The 18,905-nt window shown below is 63.7% G+C and carries 17 protein-coding genes; 3 read left to right on the plus strand and 14 right to left on the minus strand.

Annotated features, from left to right (window positions below):
• The 8 genes from paaA to HYH08_RS15165 all read right to left on the minus strand — a co-directional run bounded on the left by paaA (position 1) and on the right by HYH08_RS15165 (position 7,532).
• Complete coding sequence (paaA, locus tag HYH08_RS15130; protein WP_220010605.1) at positions 1 to 993, minus strand: 1,2-phenylacetyl-CoA epoxidase subunit PaaA; 993 nt, start codon at positions 991 to 993, stop codon at positions 1 to 3.
• A 280-nt stretch (positions 994 to 1,273) separates the two neighbouring features.
• On the minus strand, positions 1,274 to 2,140 hold the full coding sequence (paaX, locus tag HYH08_RS15135; protein WP_220010606.1) for a phenylacetic acid degradation operon negative regulatory protein PaaX: 867 nt from the start codon (positions 2,138 to 2,140) through the stop codon (positions 1,274 to 1,276).
• Positions 2,141 to 2,351: 211 nt separating this feature from the next.
• Positions 2,352 to 3,122 carry an esterase/lipase family protein gene (locus tag HYH08_RS15140; protein ID WP_220010607.1) on the minus strand — a complete coding sequence of 257 codons (771 nt, stop codon included), beginning with the start codon at positions 3,120 to 3,122 and terminating at the stop codon, positions 2,352 to 2,354.
• 184 nt (positions 3,123 to 3,306) lie between these two features.
• Complete coding sequence (locus HYH08_RS15145; protein WP_220010608.1) at positions 3,307 to 4,593, minus strand: DUF445 domain-containing protein; 1,287 nt, start codon at positions 4,591 to 4,593, stop codon at positions 3,307 to 3,309.
• Between the two features lie 225 nt (positions 4,594 to 4,818).
• Positions 4,819 to 5,274 carry a phasin gene (locus HYH08_RS15150; protein WP_220010609.1) on the minus strand — a complete coding sequence of 152 codons (456 nt, stop codon included), beginning with the start codon at positions 5,272 to 5,274 and terminating at the stop codon, positions 4,819 to 4,821.
• 205 nt (positions 5,275 to 5,479) lie between these two features.
• Positions 5,480 to 6,073 carry a GNAT family N-acetyltransferase gene (locus HYH08_RS15155; RefSeq protein WP_220010610.1) on the minus strand — a complete coding sequence of 198 codons (594 nt, stop codon included), beginning with the start codon at positions 6,071 to 6,073 and terminating at the stop codon, positions 5,480 to 5,482.
• Entirely contained in the window at positions 6,070 to 7,152 is a 1,083-nt protein-coding gene (locus HYH08_RS15160; protein ID WP_220010611.1) for a PHA/PHB synthase family protein, read from the minus strand. The genes HYH08_RS15155 and HYH08_RS15160 overlap by 4 nt, the downstream gene beginning before the upstream one ends.
• Positions 7,149 to 7,532, minus strand: a complete 384-nt coding sequence (locus HYH08_RS15165) for a homeobox domain-containing protein (protein WP_220010612.1) — start codon at positions 7,530 to 7,532, stop codon at positions 7,149 to 7,151. Before HYH08_RS15165 ends, HYH08_RS15160 begins: the two co-directional genes overlap by 4 nt.
• Before the next feature lie 154 nt (positions 7,533 to 7,686).
• Here HYH08_RS15165 and HYH08_RS15170 point away from each other — a divergent pair, with 154 nt between their 5' ends.
• Positions 7,687 to 8,601 (plus strand): alpha/beta fold hydrolase, encoded by a 915-nt coding sequence (locus HYH08_RS15170; RefSeq protein ID WP_220010613.1) that lies wholly within the window; start codon positions 7,687 to 7,689, stop codon positions 8,599 to 8,601.
• A gap of 119 nt (positions 8,602 to 8,720) precedes the next feature.
• Positions 8,721 to 9,185 (plus strand): nuclear transport factor 2 family protein, encoded by a 465-nt coding sequence (locus HYH08_RS15175; RefSeq protein ID WP_220010614.1) that lies wholly within the window; start codon positions 8,721 to 8,723, stop codon positions 9,183 to 9,185.
• Here the strand turns inward: HYH08_RS15175 and HYH08_RS15180 are convergent.
• From HYH08_RS15180 to HYH08_RS15205, 6 genes are all read right to left on the minus strand, one after another.
• The gene (locus HYH08_RS15180) at positions 9,182 to 9,856 is read right to left on the minus strand and encodes a spermidine synthase (RefSeq protein ID WP_220010615.1); all 675 of its coding nucleotides are present in this window, start codon (positions 9,854 to 9,856) and stop codon (positions 9,182 to 9,184) included. The genes HYH08_RS15175 and HYH08_RS15180 overlap by 4 nt on opposite strands.
• Before the next feature lie 30 nt (positions 9,857 to 9,886).
• On the minus strand, positions 9,887 to 13,123 hold the full coding sequence (locus HYH08_RS15185) for a bifunctional cytochrome P450/NADPH--P450 reductase (RefSeq protein WP_220010616.1): 3,237 nt from the start codon (positions 13,121 to 13,123) through the stop codon (positions 9,887 to 9,889).
• Positions 13,124 to 13,246: 123 nt separating this feature from the next.
• Positions 13,247 to 14,242, minus strand: coding sequence for an alpha/beta fold hydrolase (locus HYH08_RS15190; protein ID WP_220010617.1), 996 nt, complete (start codon positions 14,240 to 14,242; stop codon positions 13,247 to 13,249).
• A gap of 9 nt (positions 14,243 to 14,251) precedes the next feature.
• Entirely contained in the window at positions 14,252 to 15,802 is a 1,551-nt protein-coding gene (locus tag HYH08_RS15195; protein WP_220010618.1) for a WS/DGAT/MGAT family O-acyltransferase, read from the minus strand.
• 45 nt (positions 15,803 to 15,847) lie between these two features.
• Positions 15,848 to 16,648 carry an esterase/lipase family protein gene (locus tag HYH08_RS15200; protein WP_220010619.1) on the minus strand — a complete coding sequence of 267 codons (801 nt, stop codon included), beginning with the start codon at positions 16,646 to 16,648 and terminating at the stop codon, positions 15,848 to 15,850.
• A complete protein-coding gene (locus HYH08_RS15205; protein ID WP_011085662.1) occupies positions 16,648 to 16,905 on the minus strand; it encodes a DUF6489 family protein in 258 nt (85 codons plus the stop codon). Before HYH08_RS15205 ends, HYH08_RS15200 begins: the two co-directional genes overlap by 1 nt.
• 345 nt (positions 16,906 to 17,250) lie before the next feature.
• Here HYH08_RS15205 and HYH08_RS15210 point away from each other — a divergent pair, with 345 nt between their 5' ends.
• A complete protein-coding gene (locus tag HYH08_RS15210) occupies positions 17,251 to 18,849 on the plus strand; it encodes an ABC transporter substrate-binding protein (protein WP_220010620.1) in 1,599 nt (532 codons plus the stop codon).
• Positions 18,850 to 18,905 lie beyond the last annotated feature (56 nt).

The following is an 18,905-nucleotide window of genomic DNA, read 5'->3' on the forward strand; positions in this document are numbered from 1 at the left end:
CTATTCGGCGGCTTGTGCGGTCTGCCGATGCGCGCGCTTGGCGGCATAGGCGGCTGCCGCCTCTCGCACCCACGCGCCCTCCTCGTGCGCCTTGCGGCGCGCGGCCATGCGGTCGCGGTTGCACGGGCCGTTGCCGGCGAGCACCTGCTTGAACTCTCTCCAGTCGATCTCGCTGTAGCGCCAGTGCCCGTCGGCATCCTGGGTCATGCCGGGATCGGGAATGGTGAGGCCGAGATATTCCGCCTGCGGCACGGTAGCATCGACGAATTTCTGACGCAGCTCGTCATTGGAGAAGCGCTTGATCTTCCACTTCGTCGAGGTGTCGCTGTGCTGGCTGGTCGCATCGGGAGGGCCGAACATCATCAGCACCGGCCACCACCAGCGGTTCAGCGCATCCTGCGCCATCGCCTTCTGCTCGTCCGAGCCGCGGCAGAGCGTCAGCATGATCTCGTAGCCTTGCCGCTGATGGAACGACTCCTCCTTGCAGACGCGGATCATCGCGCGGGCATAGGGCCCATAGGAGCAGCGGCACAGCGGGATCTGGTTCATGATCGCCGCGCCGTCGACCAGCCAGCCGATGGTGCCAATGTCGGCCCATGTCAGCGTCGGATAGTTGAAGATCGAGGAGTATTTTGCCTTGCCCGCGAGCATGGCATCGACCAATTCCTCGCGCGAGGTGCCCAGTGTCTCGGCCGCAGCGTAAAGATAAAGCCCGTGGCCGCACTCGTCCTGCACCTTCGCCAGCAACGCGGCCTTGCGGCGCAAGGTCGGCGCGCGCGTGATCCAGTTGCCCTCGGGCAGCATACCGACGATTTCGGAATGGGCGTGCTGAGAGATCTGGCGGATCAGCGTCTTGCGATAGGCCGCCGGCATCCAGTCGTTCGGCTCGATGCGCTCCTCGGCATCGATGCGGGCCTGGAACTGGGCAGCCTTGGCTGCATCCTCAAGACCGCGCTCGTCGGTCTCGGCCGTGTTCAGCGCCTGGGTGTACATGCGCATCCTCCCGTTTTATGGGGAGGGAATATATAACATAAATTACGCCATGCAAGATATTTCTGTAACATAAAAAGGAGCCCAGCGCTTCTTCCCTTCTCCCCTTGTGGGAGAAGGTGCCTTGCCGAAGGCAAGGCGGATGAGGGCTTCTCTCCGCGTACCCCAACTGCTTATCGAACGCGCGGAGAGAAACCCCTCACCCGAGCGAGGCCGCATCTGCCGGCGGAGCTGCCCTCTCCCACAACGGGCGAGGGCGCAGTCATGCGCAGCTCGCGCGGCTTCAGCTGCCAAACCTCCGTTCGAGTAGTTTTTGCGCTGGCGGCAACGCTCCCCTCTCATTGATTCCGTGGCTATCAAGCCACTGTTCAGATGGAGCGAGCAGCGCGCGATAGATTTCGCCGCAGAGCTCGCGGGCCGCCTTGCCCGGCCATTCTGCCGGCAACAGGCTTTCGGGCAGCAATGGATCTCGCAGCACGACTCTGCGGTAGTAGTGGATGAGCAGGATACGCGCGGTGAAGGCGTCGGCCTCCGACAGGTCATTGCCGGGCGCGATCGCGGCGCGGAGCGGCTCGAAGGTCTTCATGAACTTTAGATAGGCATCTGCCGTGCGCTCCAGCGGCCAGCTTGCGCTGAGCAAGCGCCGCCCACTGTCGTCCTCGGCCGAGACCTCCAATCGTATCGCGCCCGCGGCCTCCTCCGGAACCGGCACGCCTGATGGCGCAACCCATACGCCCGGCAGCGGACTGCCGAAGCCGGCATTGCGCAACGCATCGCGCGAAACGTCGCGGTCCTCGCCGTTGCCGATCAGCAGCAGCTCAAAACGGCCGGTCCAATCAGACGGGGGCGGATCGTAGATGTGTCGCGTCGCCGCCTCGAACGTTTCACGGCCCTTCTCGGCAAGCCGGTAGAAACTGTTGCGGCCGACCTTTTCGCGGGTCAGCCAGCCATCGGCAGCGAGCCGAGACATGGCGGTGCGCACGACGCCGCCCTCGATATCGAGACCCCAGAAGAACGCCAGCAGCGTTCCGAGCCACACCGAGCCGCCGCGGGGCAAGATAGCATCGCCGAATATGGTGATGACAATGGAGCCAGTGCGCGACGGCTCACGCTTGAGCTGATCGATGATACGGGAGAGCGGATGCGCCATGCGGCATGGCATAGCGCGTTTGGTGCGGGTGCGACAATGGACGGGAGCGACGGTTTCTCTTCCCCTTCTCCCCGCTTGCGGGGAGAAGGTCGGGATGAGGGGGAGTCTCAGCGCATTCCGTGAGAGTGGGACTCGCGGAGAGTCCCCCTCACCCGGAATTTGCTATTCGCAAATTCCGGCCTCTCCCCGCGCGCGTGGAGAGGCGAAGAGATCACCTATTCGGATCGGGATAGGCGAGGCTGCGCCAGCCGCTGCGATCGAACGGCCGCCATTGGCCTTCCTTCTGCGCGAGGCGGTCGGCGACCGCATAGACGGCGGCGGGATGGTGACCCATGCCGCAATGGCTGCTCTCGATCTCGATGCTCTCGGTCTGCGCGCCCGTCTTCTCCATGCAGCCCTGCCAGGCGCAGACGCCGTCGGTGCGACTGAAGATCGCGGTGGTCGGCACCGGCGGCGGCGCGGCGAGATCGCCGCCGAACTGCGGATCGACCTCGTCGGACTTCCGTCCGCTCGCCCATTCATAGACGCGCCAGGCATTGGTCGAGCGGGGATCGCCGGCGAAGGGGCTGCCGAGCGTGATGACCTGGCGCACGCGCTCAGGTCTCATCTTGGCGAGTTGGCGCGCATAGAGGCCACCAAGGCTCCAGCCGACCAGGCTGATCTTGCGGCTGTGCCTGTCGCTGAGCTCCTCGACCAGATCGACCATTGCGTCCTGCACACCCGGACGGAGACCGTAATTGCGGCCCTGGCGCCAGCCACTCACTGCGTAGCCTTTGCTGGTCAGGAACGTGCGCAGCGCGCGCGTCGACGCGTCGGAGGCCACGAGGCCCGGCAGCACCAGCACCGGATGTCCGTCCCCGCGCGGCGCGAGGCTCAACAGCGGCAGCGCGCCGAGGAATGCGCCGAACTCGTGGATCGCGCGCCCTTCCAGAAACATCAGGGTACGGGACGGCGGGCGCAGCGTCTGGGCGGGTGCGGTCATCAATGCTTTCCTGAAAAGTGCGCGGCGATGCCGGCAATGGACGATGAATTCCAACACGCCGGCTTCGTGAACGTTCCGCAGCGCAACATGAATCAGCTGGGCGGCCGGTTCCCGACATTCAAGCGGGAGAGAGGCAAGGCCACAATAGGCCCGCGCGTTAATGCTAACGCCCGTGACGCAAAAGTCACAACAAGCGAAGCAGGGATTCTACGGAATAGAGCGCAAGTCCCGCGAGGCCGCCGATCAGCGAGCCGTTGAAACGGATGTATTGCAGGTCGCGCCCGATGTTGATTTCGATCAGCGAAATCAGCTGCGCCATGTCCCACGCCTTCACCTGGTCGGAGATGAAGGTCGAGACGCCGCTCTTCTGGTCCGCGACGAAGCTGCGCAGCACCGTCACCAGGCCCTTGTTGATCTCGCCGCGCAATTCGGCATCGGCGGCGAGCGCATCGCCGGCCGAAACGAACATGCCGGCAAGATGATGCTGCAGCACCAGCGTCTCGCCGCTGGCGCTGCGCTCGATGAACGAGCGCGTATTGGCCCAGACGGTGCGGGCGAGATCGGCAAGCTCGGGCCTTGCGAGCAGATCGCGCTTCAAACCGTCGATGCGGTCGATATAGCCCTGGTCGGTGCCGAGCCGGTCGACGAAGCTCAGCACCATGCGGTCGAACTCGCCGCGGAACGGATGCTTGGGATCGCTGCGCACCTCGTTGAAGAACGCGGTGGCGGAGGCCACGATCTTGTTCACCAGAAACTTGTCGGCCCGGTAGAGCTTTAGCAGCGTCGGCAATTCCGCGCGCACCTTCTCGCGGATCATCGCCATGGTCTCCTTCTGATTCAGCGTCTCGTGCATGATGCGCAGGAGATCGTCGAACAGGATCTGGTGCCGCCCCTCCGTGACGAAGCCGCGTAGCGTGCCGGCTGCGAGCGGCGCGAGGTCTATGGCCTGGATTTGCGAGGACATGCGGCGGATGATGAAGGTCATCAAGCCCGAGGTTTCGGTCGCCGAGACGGCCTCTGGCAGCAAACGCAATGCGAAGCGCGCGAGATCATCGCTGCGCTTGCGGTCACGCAGCCAATCGGCGACGAAGGAGCCGAAATCGATCTCGTTCAGCTTGGCCTCGACCGGGCCGGCCTCGAGGAAATGCACCTGGATGAATTCACCGAGCTTGTCGGCGATGCGGGCCTGGTTGCTCTGGATGATCGCGGTGTGCGGGATCGGCAGGCCGAGCGGCCGCTTGAACAATGCGACCACCGCATACCAGTCGGCGAGCCCGCCGATGGTCGCGGCTTCCGCGAAGGCGGCGACGAAGCCGAACACAGGATGCACCGGCAGCAGCCACTTTGCGACGACGAACAGTGCCAGCGTCGAGGCCAGCACCAGCGTCGCCAGCGCCTTGACGCGGCGCAGCTCGGCCGCGCGTTCGGCATCGCCGGGGCTGTCGAAGGAGAAGGTGACCGGTGGAGTCATGGCGGATACTTAGCGCGTCAATCTCCGCGTGTCCCGGACGCGGTGCAGCGTGCAACGATGCACCGCAGAGCCGGGACCCAGCAAGCGGGCAAGATGGGCCCCGGCTCAGCAGTGCACCACGCCGCAAGAGCGGCGCGCTGCACTGCATCCGGGGGAACGCAAGAGAGAACAACAAAAGGCCCGCCGAAGCGGGCCTCAAATTCAGTTTTGTCTCAGAGCACAGGATCAGGCGGTCTTGGTATAGACCTTGGCAAAGTTGTCCTGAGCGGACTTCGCACCGTTGGCGGCGAGCTTGCCGACATAGTCGGCGGTCGCCTTGGCGCGCGAGACGAACACTTCGCCGCGGGCGCGGAGCAGGCTCGACTGGATCTCGACGGCTTCGCTGATCGACTTCGCGGACGCGAGCTGGTCGATACCGGCGAAGAACGCCTGGGCGTCGTCATAGATCGCCTGCTGGATGTTGCGGCTGATCTTGCCGGCCTCGGTGACGGACTCGGTCACCGCGTTCTCGACGGCGGCGGTCACGCGCTCGGAGCCAGCGAACACCTCGGCGGCACGGTCCTTGGCGGTGTTGGCAGTCTTCTTGACGAATTCGCGGGCAGCCTCGGGAACTTCCAGGTTCTGGATGTTCTTGAAAGCGTCTTTGAAGCCCTCGAAAGCGGTGTTGGTTTCGGTGGTCATAGGGTTCTCTCCATCCTCATTGGTCTGAGCTATGGGCTCACCCCGTCCTCAATGGCCCGGGGCACGGTTTATATGGCATAGTCAATTGTGCGATGCAATATTCATATTGCACTGCGATATCACGAAATCGTGAACAGCCTGAATGGCAGGCAATCTGCTGCCTTCCTGGCCCGCGCCTACTGTGCATGGGGTTGAATTCGAGTTTTTAGTGCTGGACCGCGCCGGGTAGCCCATAGGCCTCCATCTGGGCCTGGACCTGCGCGATGTTGTGCCCGAGCACGACGATGTCGTGGGTCCTGCCCTCGACGTCCCTGACGTGGTCGCGGAGCAGCGCCTCGGCCTTGAAGCCGAGGCTCTCGAACAGCGCAATCGCCGCCTGCTGGTCCACCGTCATCTGCACCGAGAGCTTCTCCAGGCCGGCGCCGAGCGCGAGGGCAAAGGTCTCCTGCGACAGCGCCCGCCCGACCCCCTTTCCGCGCACGTCCTGCGACACCACCATCCGGATCTCGCCGACATGGGGCGACCAGGAGTGCGGATCGCGTACCAGCGTGCCGCAGCCGACGACCTTGCCGTCCCTGACCGCGAGCAGGCTCTGGATCGCGCCGCGCTCGATCTCCTTGACCCAGGCCGACAACACCTTCGCCTCGCTGATGTTACGCGGCAGGAACAGCAGGTCGTGAGTCGGTAGGCCCTTGCCGAAGGCCAGCACGGCGGCTTCGTCGGCGGGCGACATCAGGCGGATCTCGATATCGCCGGCGTCGGTCCTGACGTGACGCGGATAGGAACGCTGCTCGCTCATGTCGACCTCTTGCCCAGCCAGGAGTCCAGTTTCGGCCACAGCCGCTTCACCGCGTTGGCGCCGGCGACCAGCGAGACGTGACCGCCTTTCAGCATCACCTCTTCCTTGTCCTCGGAGCCAATCTTGGCGATCAGGTGCTTGGCGGCATCGTAAGGCACGATGTGATCGTGCTCGGCGACGGCATGCAGGATCGGCACCTTGATGTCTTCGAGCTTCGCCGAACGGCCGCCCACCGACATGGTGTCATTGAACAGCTTGTTGTCCCACATCAGGTCCTTGGTGATGGTGCGGAAATATTCGCCGGCGAGCGGCAGCGTATCGGTCGCCCAGCGGTCGAACATCCGGTACGATTTCACGAACTCGTCGTTCCAGATGTTCTCCCAGAGCTGGATCTGGCTCACCGTGCGCGAGGCCGGGCGCAGCATCTCGAACGAGGACAGGATCATCTCCGGCGGCACGTTACCGACGCTGTCGACGAGACGGTCGACGTCGAAATAGCGGCGGTCGGAGAAATTCGAGAACAGCTTCATCTCGCGGAAGTCGATCGGCGTGGTGAAGCAGATCAGGTTCTTCATCGGCCCGTCCTTGTGGATCGAGCCGTAAAGCAGCGACAGCACGCCGCCGAAGCAATAACCGATGACGGAGACGTCCTGCTCGCCGGAATCCTGCTGCACGCGGCGGACGCAATCCGGGATGAAATCGAGGACGTAGTCCTCCATCCGCAGGCTCTTCTCCTCCGGCCGCGGCGCGCTCCAGTCGAGCATGTAGACGTCGTAGCCACGCCTCAGCAGGAATTCGATGAAGCTCTGACCGGGCACGAGATCGAGAATGTAGCCGCGGTTGGTGGTCGCCATCACGATCAGCACCGGCACGCGGTAGATCTCGTCCGACATCGGCCGGTAGTGATAGAGGCTCATCGTGCCGCGCGAATGCAGCACGTCCTTCGGCGTCGAGCCGAGCCTGGGTCCGGAGGTCGAGAAATATTCGACGCCCTTGATGCTGCGCTGGATCGCGCGCTGCACCTCGGTCTGGATCCGCTCCGGAATGGATGCGAAATCAAGTTCCGCCGGTGCGTTCATGCTTGCCCTCCATTCTCGGAAGGCGGGCGCTTGGTCCGCGGCGGTCGCGGCGTTCCGTCAGAACCTTGCGGGATGCCGGAACTCGCCGCGATCTGACTCAGCATCGCCTTCATCTCGCCGATCTGGGCTTCGATCAACTGCAGCCGTTCCGCAAGGCCCGTGACCTGCTCCCGGCTCGGCAGGTTCATCGTGACCAGATATTTCTCCATGAGCTCGCCGAGCTGCTTCTGAGCACCTGCAGCAACTCCTCCCGCGCGGTTCATCGCCTGCGAAAATTCCGGCGACGACATGGCCTGGTTGGCGAAGGAGTTGAACCCCTTCTCCATGTCCCCAACCATCTTCTGCCACATCGCGACGGGATTGTTGATCTTGTCGGCCATCGGCGTCCTCCTGATCTGAGAGCTGCGATGCCCTTCTTTTTCGCCATACCACACCGTTGCAGGGGAGCGGTCAACCAGCAGGCTCGGTGCGGCGCACACGGCTTCTTTGCGGCGTAAAACCGTGCGATACAGCAGAGATCAGCAGGAGGGACCCGTGACCGCTCATCAGCCGCCCCAGACCGTCCGCGCCAACGGCATCGACATCTGCTACGAGATTTTCGGTAACGACAATGCCGAGCCGCTGCTGCTGATCATGGGGCTCGGGGCGCAGATGATCCATTGGGACGATGCGTTCTGCGAGCAGCTCGCCACGCACGGCTTTCGCGTGATCCGCTTCGACAATCGCGACATCGGCAAATCGAGCCATCTCACCGGCGGCAAGCGCCTGACGCCGCTCGAACTGCTGAAGCTGCGCTTCCTCAGGATTCCGGTGGCTGCTCCCTACAGGCTGATCGACATGGCCAAGGACACGATCGGGCTGATGGACGCGCTCGGCATCAAGTCCGCGCATCTGGTCGGCGCCTCCATGGGCGGCATGATCGCGCAGGAGGTGACGCTGTCGTTTCCCGATCGCGTGCGCTCGCTGACCTCGATCATGTCGACGACCGGCAATCCGCGCGTGCCGCCGCCGACCCGCGAGGCGGCTGCGATGCTGATGGCGCCGCCGCCCCGAACCAAGGAGGAGTTCATCGTCCGCTACGGCCAGACCTGGAAAGTGTTGCGCGCGGGGTCGTTCCCGGAAGAGGAGGCGCTCGACCCCGATCGTGCCGAGCGCGTGTTCGCGCGCGGACTCAATCCGGCCGGTGTCGGCCGGCAGCTGCGCGCCGTGCTCGCCTCCGGCAGCCGCAAGGAGCGACTGCATGCGGTCAAGACGCCGACGCTGGTGATCCACGGCACGATCGATCCGCTGGTGCGTCCTGAGGGAGGCAAGGATACCGCAGAGTCCATTCCGGGCGCAAAACTGCTGATGATCGAAGGCATGGGCCATGCGCTGCCGATGCGGTTCTGGCCGGACATCATCCGCGCCATCGACAAGCATGCGCATGGCGCGGCGGCGAAGGCGGCGTAGACGGTCTCCTCGCGGTGACCATGTGAGCTTCCGGTTACTCTCTTAACGCAGGCCGGCGCGAAAGCTATACCGGCCTCGTTCAATCGCAACACAGAGGCCATCGGCCTCTCGGAGCCCTCATGCATCTCATCGTCCGATCCGCCGCAATGATCGCGGCTTTCATTTTCATGCTCTCCTTGGCCAGCGGCGCCGCGATAGCCGGCAGCGCGCAGGAAGAAGCCAACCGCGCCGCCGTGCTCGCCTTCTACGAGAAGGGCCTCAACCAGAAGGACGCCGACGCCGCCCTCGCCTATGTCGGCAACCGCTATGTCCAGCACAATCCGAATGCGCCGGATGGTCCTGACGGCTTCCGGAAGTTCATCGGCTTCCTCCGCGAAAAATTTCCGAACTCGCACAGCGAGATCAAGCGCAGCTTCGTGGATGGCGATTTCGTGATCCTCCACGTTCACGCGGTTCGCGAGCCCGGAACGCGAGGCAATGCGATTGTCGATATCTTCAAGCTGGAGAACGGCAAGATCGTCGAGCATTGGGACGTCGTGCAGCCGATCCCGGACAACCCGGCGAACAACAACACGATGTTCTAGCCCTTCTTCGCGATCCAGATCACATGGCGCGCGCCGCCGCCTCGTCCGGTGGCGCGAACGTTGACCTCATTGACGTCGAAGCCGGCGCGCTTGAGACGCTTGGTGAAGGCCGGGTTGGGTCCCGATGACCAAACGGCGAGCACGCCGCCCGGCCGCAGCGCCGTCTTCGCCGCCTGCAGCCCGCCCGCACTGTAAAGCGCGTCATTGCCCTTCCGGGTCAGCCCTTCCGGCCCATTGTCGACGTCGAGCAGAATGGCATCGAAGGCCGAACCCTTGGCACGAATGACTTCGCCGACGTCGATCTCGCGGATGCTCACCTTGGCATCATCGAGGCTGTCGCCAAAAACCCCCGCCATCGGGCCGCGCGCCCAGCTCACCACTGCCGGCACCAGCTCGGAGACCACGATCTTCGCCTTGGGACCCAGAACCATGAGCGCCGCCCGCAAGGTAAAGCCCATGCCGAGGCCGCCGATGAGGACGACGGGCTTTGCGACCTGCTCAATCTGCTTCGCCGCAAGCGTCGCGAGCGCGGCTTCGGAACCCGACAGGCGGCTGTTCATCAGCTCGTTGGTGCCGAGCTTGATGGAAAACTCCTCGCCCCGCCGCATCAGGCGGAGCTCCTCGTCGGAGCCGGGGATTTTGGCGGTGTCGAGCTTTTCCCAGGGAATCATGGGAGTGCTTTAGCACGATCGGACGAACAATCACCCTCCCGCCCAGACATCCAGCACATAGCGGTTCTTCGTGCCCATCTCCTCGATCCAACGCGCGCTCGCGGCGGCATCGCTGCCGGTGTTCTCACGATGGATCGCAACCAGCGCCGCCTTCACGTCGGGCTCCATCCTGCTGCCGTCGCCGCAGACATAGATGATCGCGCCCTGCTCGATTAGCGGCCAGACCTTGTCCTTCTGCGCGGCGAGCACGTGCTGCACGTAGGTCTTCGGTCCATCCGCCCGCGAGAACGCGGTGAACAGCTCGGTGATGCCGCTCGCCGCCAGCGCCTTCAGCTCCTCCGCATAAAGGAAATCCTGGTCGGGATGGCGACAGCCGAAGAACAGCATGGACGGACCGAGAGTTGCCCCCTTTGCCTTGCGCGCGGCGCGCTCCTGGAGGAAGCCGCGGAACGGCGCTAGGCCCGTGCCGGGGCCGATCATGATGATCGGCACCGATGGATCATCGGGAAGCCGGAAGCCGGCCTTGGTCTCGCGCACAGTGGCGTGGATCGTATCGCCCGGACGGCGATTGGCGAGATAGTTCGAGCAGATGCCCTTGTAGGTACCGCGCCCGGAGGCGGCGGGACCTTCAACCACGCCGACCGTAACGCTGCAGCGCCCAGGATCGACCGACGGCGAGGATGAGATCGAGTAATAACGCGGCGCCAGCAGCGAGAGCATTTCCAGATAGACATGGAACGGCAGCTCGCAGGCGGGATGTTCGAGCAGCAGGTCGAACACCGATTTACGCTTCGCCAGAATCTCGTTGCGATAGCGCTCGAGCGTTTCGGCCTCCTCGCCGACGAATGCCAGCAATTTCGGCTTGGTGACCGGGCAGCGGGTGTACTCGGCCATGATCTGGATCTGCTTGCGCGTCGCGACCTGCTGCAATTCGACGAACTCGCTGAGCAGGCGGCCGACCGACACCACCTCGCCGACCGGCAATTGCGCACGGCGCCCCTCGGCGACCTGAAGCCTGATCTGGTCGGCGGGCAGGAAGCCGAAGCGGCGGGCAACCGAATCCACCAGAGTCGGGTCGTTGCGCGGGACGACGCTTAGATGATCGCCGACCCGGTAGCTGACATTGGCCGGCAGCCGCACCTCGATATGGCGCGTCGATCGCTCCGACGGATTGGCGCTACCCTTGTTCTGGAGCTCGTCGTTGGCCAGTACCTTCATCGCGACCGCGCCGCCCTGGGCGACGATGGTGTTGACAGCGGTCACCGCGACCGGCTCGATCGCATAGAGCGGATCGTCCTCTGCGGTACGCGTGAAATTCCAGTCGATGCCGAATTCCTTGGTCGCGACCTGGGCCGCTGCCGGGAACCACTTCTGGAACTGGCCATCGAGATCGCTGCGCGCATCGCCCTCGCCGCGCGGATAGACCGCGCGGGCGCCGTGCTTCGACAATTGTTCGTCGATGAAGCGCGGCACCGATTGGTAGGTCGCCGCCCAATCGCTGTTGCCACAGCCGAACACGGCATAGCGCACGCCGGCAAAGGCATTATCAGGCAAATCGCTGCCGAGCCATTTGACGAATTGCGACGCGTTGTCCGGCGGAGCGCCATTGTAGGAGGCGCAGATGATCAGCACGCCGCCCTCCTGCGGCAGCTTGCCGACATAATCGTCGAGCGCTCCGAGATGCACGGCAAAGCCGTTGATCTCGGCAAGGTCCGCCATGCGGGTCGCGAGCTCCTCGGCGGTGCCGAGATTGGAGCCGTAGAGCACCAGCATCGGCGTGTTGTGGCCGGGCCGCGTCGTCGGCTGACGCTGTGCCTTCGGCGTCGAGACCGCAGCGGCGATAGGCCCGCCATAGGCGCCGCGCTCGCGATCGGCGCGCGGACGTACCTTGATCTTGAAGCCTTCCGGCTTCATCGTCAGGGTTTCCTTCAGGTGCATCTGGTAACGCTGGTGGTCGATCAGCTTGAAGCGCTGCAGGACCATGCCGAGCGCGAGCGCGGCCTCATGCATGGCAAAGCCGCGCCCGATGCAGGCGCGCTGGCCATTACCGAACGGCTTCCACGCGTTGATCGGCCGTTTCGCTTCAGCCTCCTTGCTGAAATTCTCGGGATCGAAGGCATCCGGGTTCGGTCCCCACACTGAGGGATCGCGATGTAGTGCCGTCACCAGGATGGTGACGAACGTACCCTTCCTGAGCTTGTATTTGCCGCCGCCGATGGTCTCGTCCTGGAGCGGCGAGATGCCGTAGGCCGGTGCCGGCGGCCACAGCCGCAGCGCCTCCTTCAGGATCTGCGTGATATAGGTGAGCCGCGTCACCTGCTGATAGGTCGGCTTGGCGTTGACGTCGGGGCCGAAGACGCGATCGACCTCGTCATAGGCTTTCCTGAGAATTTCGGGGTGCTTCAGCAGCGCATAGATCGTGCATGACAACAGGCCGCTGGTTGTCTCGTGGCCCGCGATCAGGAAGGTGTTGATCTGATAGCGGATGTTGACGTCGTCGAGCTGCTCCCCGGTCGAGCGGTCGACGCCGGTCATCATCGCCGCCAGCATGTCCTTCTTGTCGTCGATCCCCTCCGCGCTCTTGCGGCGCTCGGCAATGATCTCGTCGACCATCTTGTTCATGAAGGCGACGTCTTCGGCCAGCGTCTTGCGGCGCTTCTGCATCCACAGCTGCTCGAACGGCAGGCCGCGCGTCATCATGATGGTTTCGAGCGAGCGCACCAGCGACTCGACGAAGGGATGGTAGTCGCGCCGGTAGAAGGAATTGAAGCGATAGTCGAAGCCGCACAGGCCGATCGTATCCAGCGTCAGCGCCGTCATGTCGTGGACGACGTCGATCTCGTCGTCGGCGTTGAGCCGCTCCCATTTCTGGACCAGCTGCTCGGCGATATCGACCATGCTGGGATGATAGGACTGCATCGCGCGATTGCCGAACGGCTGCAGCAGGATGTTGTGCGCCTTGCTCCAGTTCGGCTCCCTGGTGTCGGCCGTGAACAGGCCGTCGCCGCCGACCGCGCGCACGCGCCGCAGCGCCCCACGCACCGTCTTGTCGAAACGTTTTTCGTCGGAGAGCTCGTCGACGAGATCATGGCCGGAGACGACGACGATCGGCGAGCCCATCATGTCGAGCCAGAAGATCGGACCGAGCTCCTTGGCAAGCCGCGTCAGGTGCTGCACGGGGGCAGCGGAGTCCAGCGACAGCATGTTGCCGACGACCGGCTTGGTCGGCGGTTGCGGGATCGGGTCCAGTCGGTTCTTGCTTGACATTAAAAGTGCTTCCCCCTGCCTCAATATCCACTGTCGTCATTGCGAGGAGCGAAGCGACGAAGCAATCCGGACCGTCTCTGCGGGTACATTCCTGGATTGCTTCGCTTCGCTGGCAATGACGAATTAGCCAAACCGCCGTCTGCGCCATTCGATCAGCTTGGCGCTGACCTCTTCGGGCTTCTCCTGCTGCGTCCAATGGCCGCTGTCCTTCACCAGATATTTCTCGAGGTCAGCGACCAGCTTCTCCATGCCATCCGCCGCCGACGGCGGCAGCACGGCATCGTTCTCCGCCATGATCATCAGCGACGGCACGCCGATATGGTGGTCGAGCCCCTTCGACCGTTCCCAATTGCGGGTAAAGTTGCGATACCAGTTGATGCCGCCGGTGAAGCCGGTTGCGGTGAAGGTGTCAACGAACACTTTCTTCTCGTCGGCCGACAGGATCGGCGTGCGCGGATCGACCTTGGCGTCGTAGGCTGCGATCATCTGCGGGAATGCCAGGTTGGTCTTTGATGAGGCGCCCACGCCCGCGATTGGAGCTTCCTCCGGCTTCGCCGGCGGGCGCGCCAACGGCTTGCGCATGAAGGCGTCAAAAGTCTGCTCGACGCGGCTGCCAAAGATCCGGTCCGGCTCGCGCGCGGGATCCTGGAACTGGACGATGTACATCTGGTCGCCGAAGCGCTGGCGGAATAGCGCAATGGGATCGATCGGCATGCGATCCCAATGCGGAGTGTTGACGCCGACGACGCCGGCGACGCGCGAGGGATGCCGCAGCGGCATCTGCCAGACGACAAAGCCGCCCCAGTCGTGGCCGACGAAGATCGCCTTGTCTATCCTGAGGTGATCGAGCAGCCCGACGAGATCGCCGGTGAGATGCTCCATGTCATAGGCCTCGACCGGCTCGGGCCGGTCCGTTGCGCCATAGCCGCGCTGGTCCGGCGCGATCACGCGGATGCCCGCTTCGCTCAGCGCCTTGATCTGGTGACGCCAGGAGAAGGCCAGCTCTGGCCAGCCATGACAGAGCACCATGGGTGGAGCGTCGGTAATTGGACCCGCCTCGTAATAGCCCATGCGGATTCCGTTCGTCTGCGCGAACTTGAGCGGTGGCATTTCGATCATGATAAAATCCTACTCAGCGGCGCCCTTGATGTCCGCTGCTGGCGGCGCATAAGCCGCCTCCAGCGCGGCGAACTCCTCCGGCAGCATGTCGCACATCACCTGCACATGCGGGATGATGTTGGCGCCGACGATGAAGCCGAAATCGAGCTGGTCGCGATAGCTCTGCACGGTGATGTTGAGCGCCTGCCCATGGGTCGAGATCGACACCGGGAAGATGTGCAGCAGCTCGGCGCCGGCCGCATAGAGCGTCTGCCGCGGCCCCGGCACGTTGGACACCGTGATGTTGGCGGCCGGCGGCAGCACGTCCGACAAATTGGAGCGGCTGTAGAGCAGCGCCAGGATCTGCACCATGATCGGCGCGCCCAGCATCGAGATGTTGGAGACTTGCGGCATCAAGGCGCGCAGCGGATGCGACATCTCCTTGGACTTGGTCGATTGCGCGATGATGGCCTCCAGCCGCGCCTTGGGATCGTCGATATTGGTCGCGATCGCGCAGATCATGCCGAACACCTGGTTGTTGGCCTCGGTGTTGCCTTCCTCACGCAGCGAGATCGGTACCGCAGCGGTCAATGATTTCGCCGGCAGCGTGCCATATTGCTGGAGATAGCGGCGAACCACGCCGGAGGCGAGCGCCAGTACCACGTCGTTGAGCTTGCCGCCGGCAAGCTTGGCCAGCGCCTTCGCTCGCGACAGCGAGATCGAGACGCCGGCAAAGCTGCGCTCCGAAGAGATCGTCTTGTTCAGCATGGTCGGCGGCGACACCATGCTCGCAAGGCTCTCGCGCGATTTGGGATCGGAGACCTTGCCGAGCACCTCGGAGACGCTCTTGACCATGGTCGGAATGTTGCCGGCGAAGCGCACCGCGCTCTCGATCTGATACATCGCATTGTCGAACAGGATCGAGCCGATGTCGCTCTTACCGGTGCGCGGCAGTTGCAGGTTCTGGACGGCCTTGCCGGCATCGAGCGGCTGGCTGAACAGTTGCTGATACGAATCGAGCAGGTTCGCCGCGATGTCGCGCGGCTCCTGCCCGGGCTTGCTCCCTCCCGTCGGCGGATCGACCTGCCGGGGCACAGGCGAGATGTCGTAGATCATGTTGGTCAGTGCCGCGCCGGCGCCGCCGTCGATGGCCGCATGGTGCATCTTGGAATAGAGCCCGACCTCGTTGTCCTTCATGCCCTCGAACACGTAGAACTCCCAGAGCGGGCGGGCACGGTTCAACAGCTTGGCGTGCATCCAGCCGACGATGCGTTCGAGCGTGGCGCGGTCGCGCGGCGCCGGCAGGCTGGCGCGGAAGATGTGGCGGTCGATGTCGAACTGGTCGTCCTCGACCCAGGAGGGATGATCGATGTCGAGCGGCGCCTTCTCGAGGCGTGCTTTCAGGATCGGCGCGATGTGCAAGCGCGAGACGATCATCGCCTTGAAGTCTTCGAAGAAATCACCCTTGTAATCGTCGGGCAGGCGGAAGATCGCCATGCTGCCGACGTGCATCGGCATCTCAGGCGTCTCCAGATACAAAAACGATGCGTCCAGCGACGACAGCTTCTTACCGTCAGCCATAATTCCCTCCCGGATCGTAGGACGGGCGCCTTCAGGCGCTTCTCGTCAGGCCGATACTGCCCGCTCCGGCGGGGCATATGCAATGGCAAACGGGCCGGCCCGGTCAAATGGCCAGAACTCCCCTTCCGGTTGCGCCAGCCGGTCCGCCACGGCCCACAGCGCGGCGGGGTTGACGCCGAGCCCGATATGGCTCGCCAGGCGCACCTCGATATTCTCGGCGCGGTCGGAGGGACGAAGCAGACAGGTCCGCCAGTTCACCACGCCGTCGGCGCGTGAATAGATCGACGTCGTCGGCACCGGCAGATCGCCGGCGATCGCCTCGCGTGCTTCCGCAAAATCCTCGACCCGCTCGCCAGACAGCGCCTCGTAGAGCCGCGTGGCATTGGTCGCCCGAATGTCGTTGGCAAAAGGGCTGCCAAGCGTGACCACATACCGGACCATCTCGGGCGCCTGAAGCGCGAGATCGCGCGCATAGACGCCGCCGAGGCTCCAGCCAACCAGGCTGACCTTTCGTCCACTCGCGGCGTGGATCTCGGCGAGGCGAGCATGCAAGGCCTCCCGCATCCGCCCCAGACCGCCGAGATTGCGACCCATCCGCCAGGCCTGCGCCTCATAGCCAAGCTCGTTGAGATAGCGCCGCATCGGGGCCATCGAGAGATCACTGGCGAGAAAGCCCGGCAGCGCCAGCACCGGATGGCCGTCGCCCCTGGGCGCGCGCATCAGGAGCGGCGACAGCATCACGCTGGCGTTGAATTCCAGAAGTCCACGGGCTTCGGCGAGCAGCAAACCAAGGCCCGGCGGGCGCAGCCGGCCTGTCTCCTGCGGCCCGTCCGGCCCGGAGGGCATTATTTCTTCTTGTCGCTGCTGCGTGTTCCGCCGAGACCGGCCATGGTGACGAACATGTCTTGAAACCGCTCGGCGAGCTTCGGATCGAAGGTGAACCAGCTCTGGATCAGCGATTCCGGCGAGACCTTGTCGATATTGCTCAAGACCTGCTGCTGTAGCTTGTCCATGACGGCAATCTGCATCGGCGAGACATCCGGCAATCCGAAGAATTGGCGGGCCTCGAGGGGGGTACAGTCGATTTCGATATTAACTTTCATGTCCCCTCCAGATGAGATTCGAGCGGCATCACCCAGTATCGCCGCGACATGGTGCGCGACGCAAGCGACCTGAGATGGGAGCCGGACGCCGGCTTCCGCAATCGGCGGATATGGTCAATTGAATCGGCCTTTCGGCTTTTATTCCCCTGGCCGGTCGAAAGTCGAATATCGCCCGCTGACCTTTCGCCCCCAAATTGTCGGTCAGCATTGCTGCACAGCGGTGCAACTTGGCGCGTTCCTTGCTGGAATGGCGCTTGCACGGGTCGAGAACTCTGGGCAACATGGATCGATCGGCCCCACCGAACAATCAAAAATGACGGTGCGGGCGAGTGGAGAGGGTCAAGAATGTCAGTCGGACGAAGTCTGTTTGCGGCGACGCTCGCCGGTATGCTTGCGTTGGCGGTCTCGCCGGCGTCGAGCCAGACGCTGCGCTATGCCAACCAGGGTGAGCTGAAATCGCTCGACCCCTACACATTGAACGAGTCCACCACCAGTGCGCATCTCGGCCATGTCTATGAAGGCCTGGTCGCCCGCGACAAGGACCTGAAGATCATCCCGGCGCTCGCCGAAAGCTGGGAGACGCCGGAGCCGACGCGCTGGCGCTTTCACCTGCGCAAGGGCGTGAAATTCCACAACGGGGACCCCTTCACCGCCGATGACGTGGTGTTCTCGGCCGAGCGCGTGCGCGCCAAGGGTTCGAATTTCCAGAGTCGCGTTCCCGCCGATGCCAAGGTCATCAAGGTCGACGATTACACCGTCGATTTCGTCCTGACCTCGCCCAATCCCATCCTGACGGCGCTGTGGGCGACCTGGTACATCATGGACAAAAAATGGGCAGAGGCGAACGATGCGGTGGCACCGACGCCGGCCGCCGCCACGACCCCGAGCTACGCCTCGCTCCATGAAAACGGCACCGGAGCCTTCACCATCGAGAGCCACCAGCCGGGCGTGAAGACCGTCTACAAGCCCAATCCGAACTGGTGGCGCAAGCCGGAACATAATCTGAAGGAGATCATCTTCACGCCGATTGCAAACCCGGCCACGCGCGTCGCGGCACTGCTGTCGGGCGAGGTCGACGTGATCGAGCCGGTTCCGGTCCAGGACATCGAACGCGTCAAAGCGAGCCCCAACGCCACTGTGCTGACGGGACCCGAGCTGCGCACCCTCTTCGTCGGCATGGACCAGGCGCGCGACGAGCTCCTTTACTCCAACATCAAGGGCAAGAACCCCTTCAAGGACGTGCGCGTCCGCGAGGCCGTCTACCGGGCGATCGACGTCGATCTGATCAAGAATCGCGTCATGCGCGGGCTCTCCACGCCGTCCACGTTGATGGTCGCACCAGAGATCTTTTCCGCGAAGGACTTGACCCGGCCGAAGTTCGACCCCGACGCCGCCAAGAAGCTTCTGGCCGACGCCGGCTATGCGGAAGGTTTCGAGGTGACGATGGACTGCCCGAACGATCGCTACGTCAATGACGCCGCGATCTGCCAGGCGATCGTCGGCATGCTCGCCCGCATCAACATCAAGGTCGACCTGCTGGCGCAGCCCAAGGCCCAGTATTTCGCCAAGGTGCTCAAGCCTGGCGGCTACAAGACCTCGCTGTACATGCTGGGCTGGACCCCGGATACGCTCGACTCCCAGAACGTGCTGCACGACATCATGGGCTGCCGGGACGATCCCAAGGATCCCAACCGGGGCGAGGCCAATCTCGCCGGCTATTGCAACAAGCAGTTCGACGAGCTCGCCGACAAGGTTCTGGTGGAATCGGATGCGGCCAAGCGCGATCAGCTGATCAAGCAGGCTTTCGAGCTTTCGATGAAGGATTGGGCCTACATTCCGCTGCACCAGCAGGCGATCGCCTGGGGCGTGTCGAAGAAGGTGAAGCTGACCCAGCGTGCCGACAACATGGTCATGCTCTACTGGGCGACCAAGCAGGAAGAGTAGGTGTCGACAAGTTGTGAAGTCCCGGAAGCTCTGGCTTCCGGGACTTGCTGTTTCGG

This window comes from Bradyrhizobium sp. BR 10289 (assembly GCF_019455385.1).
Classification (GTDB): Bacteria; Pseudomonadota; Alphaproteobacteria; order Rhizobiales; family Xanthobacteraceae; genus Bradyrhizobium.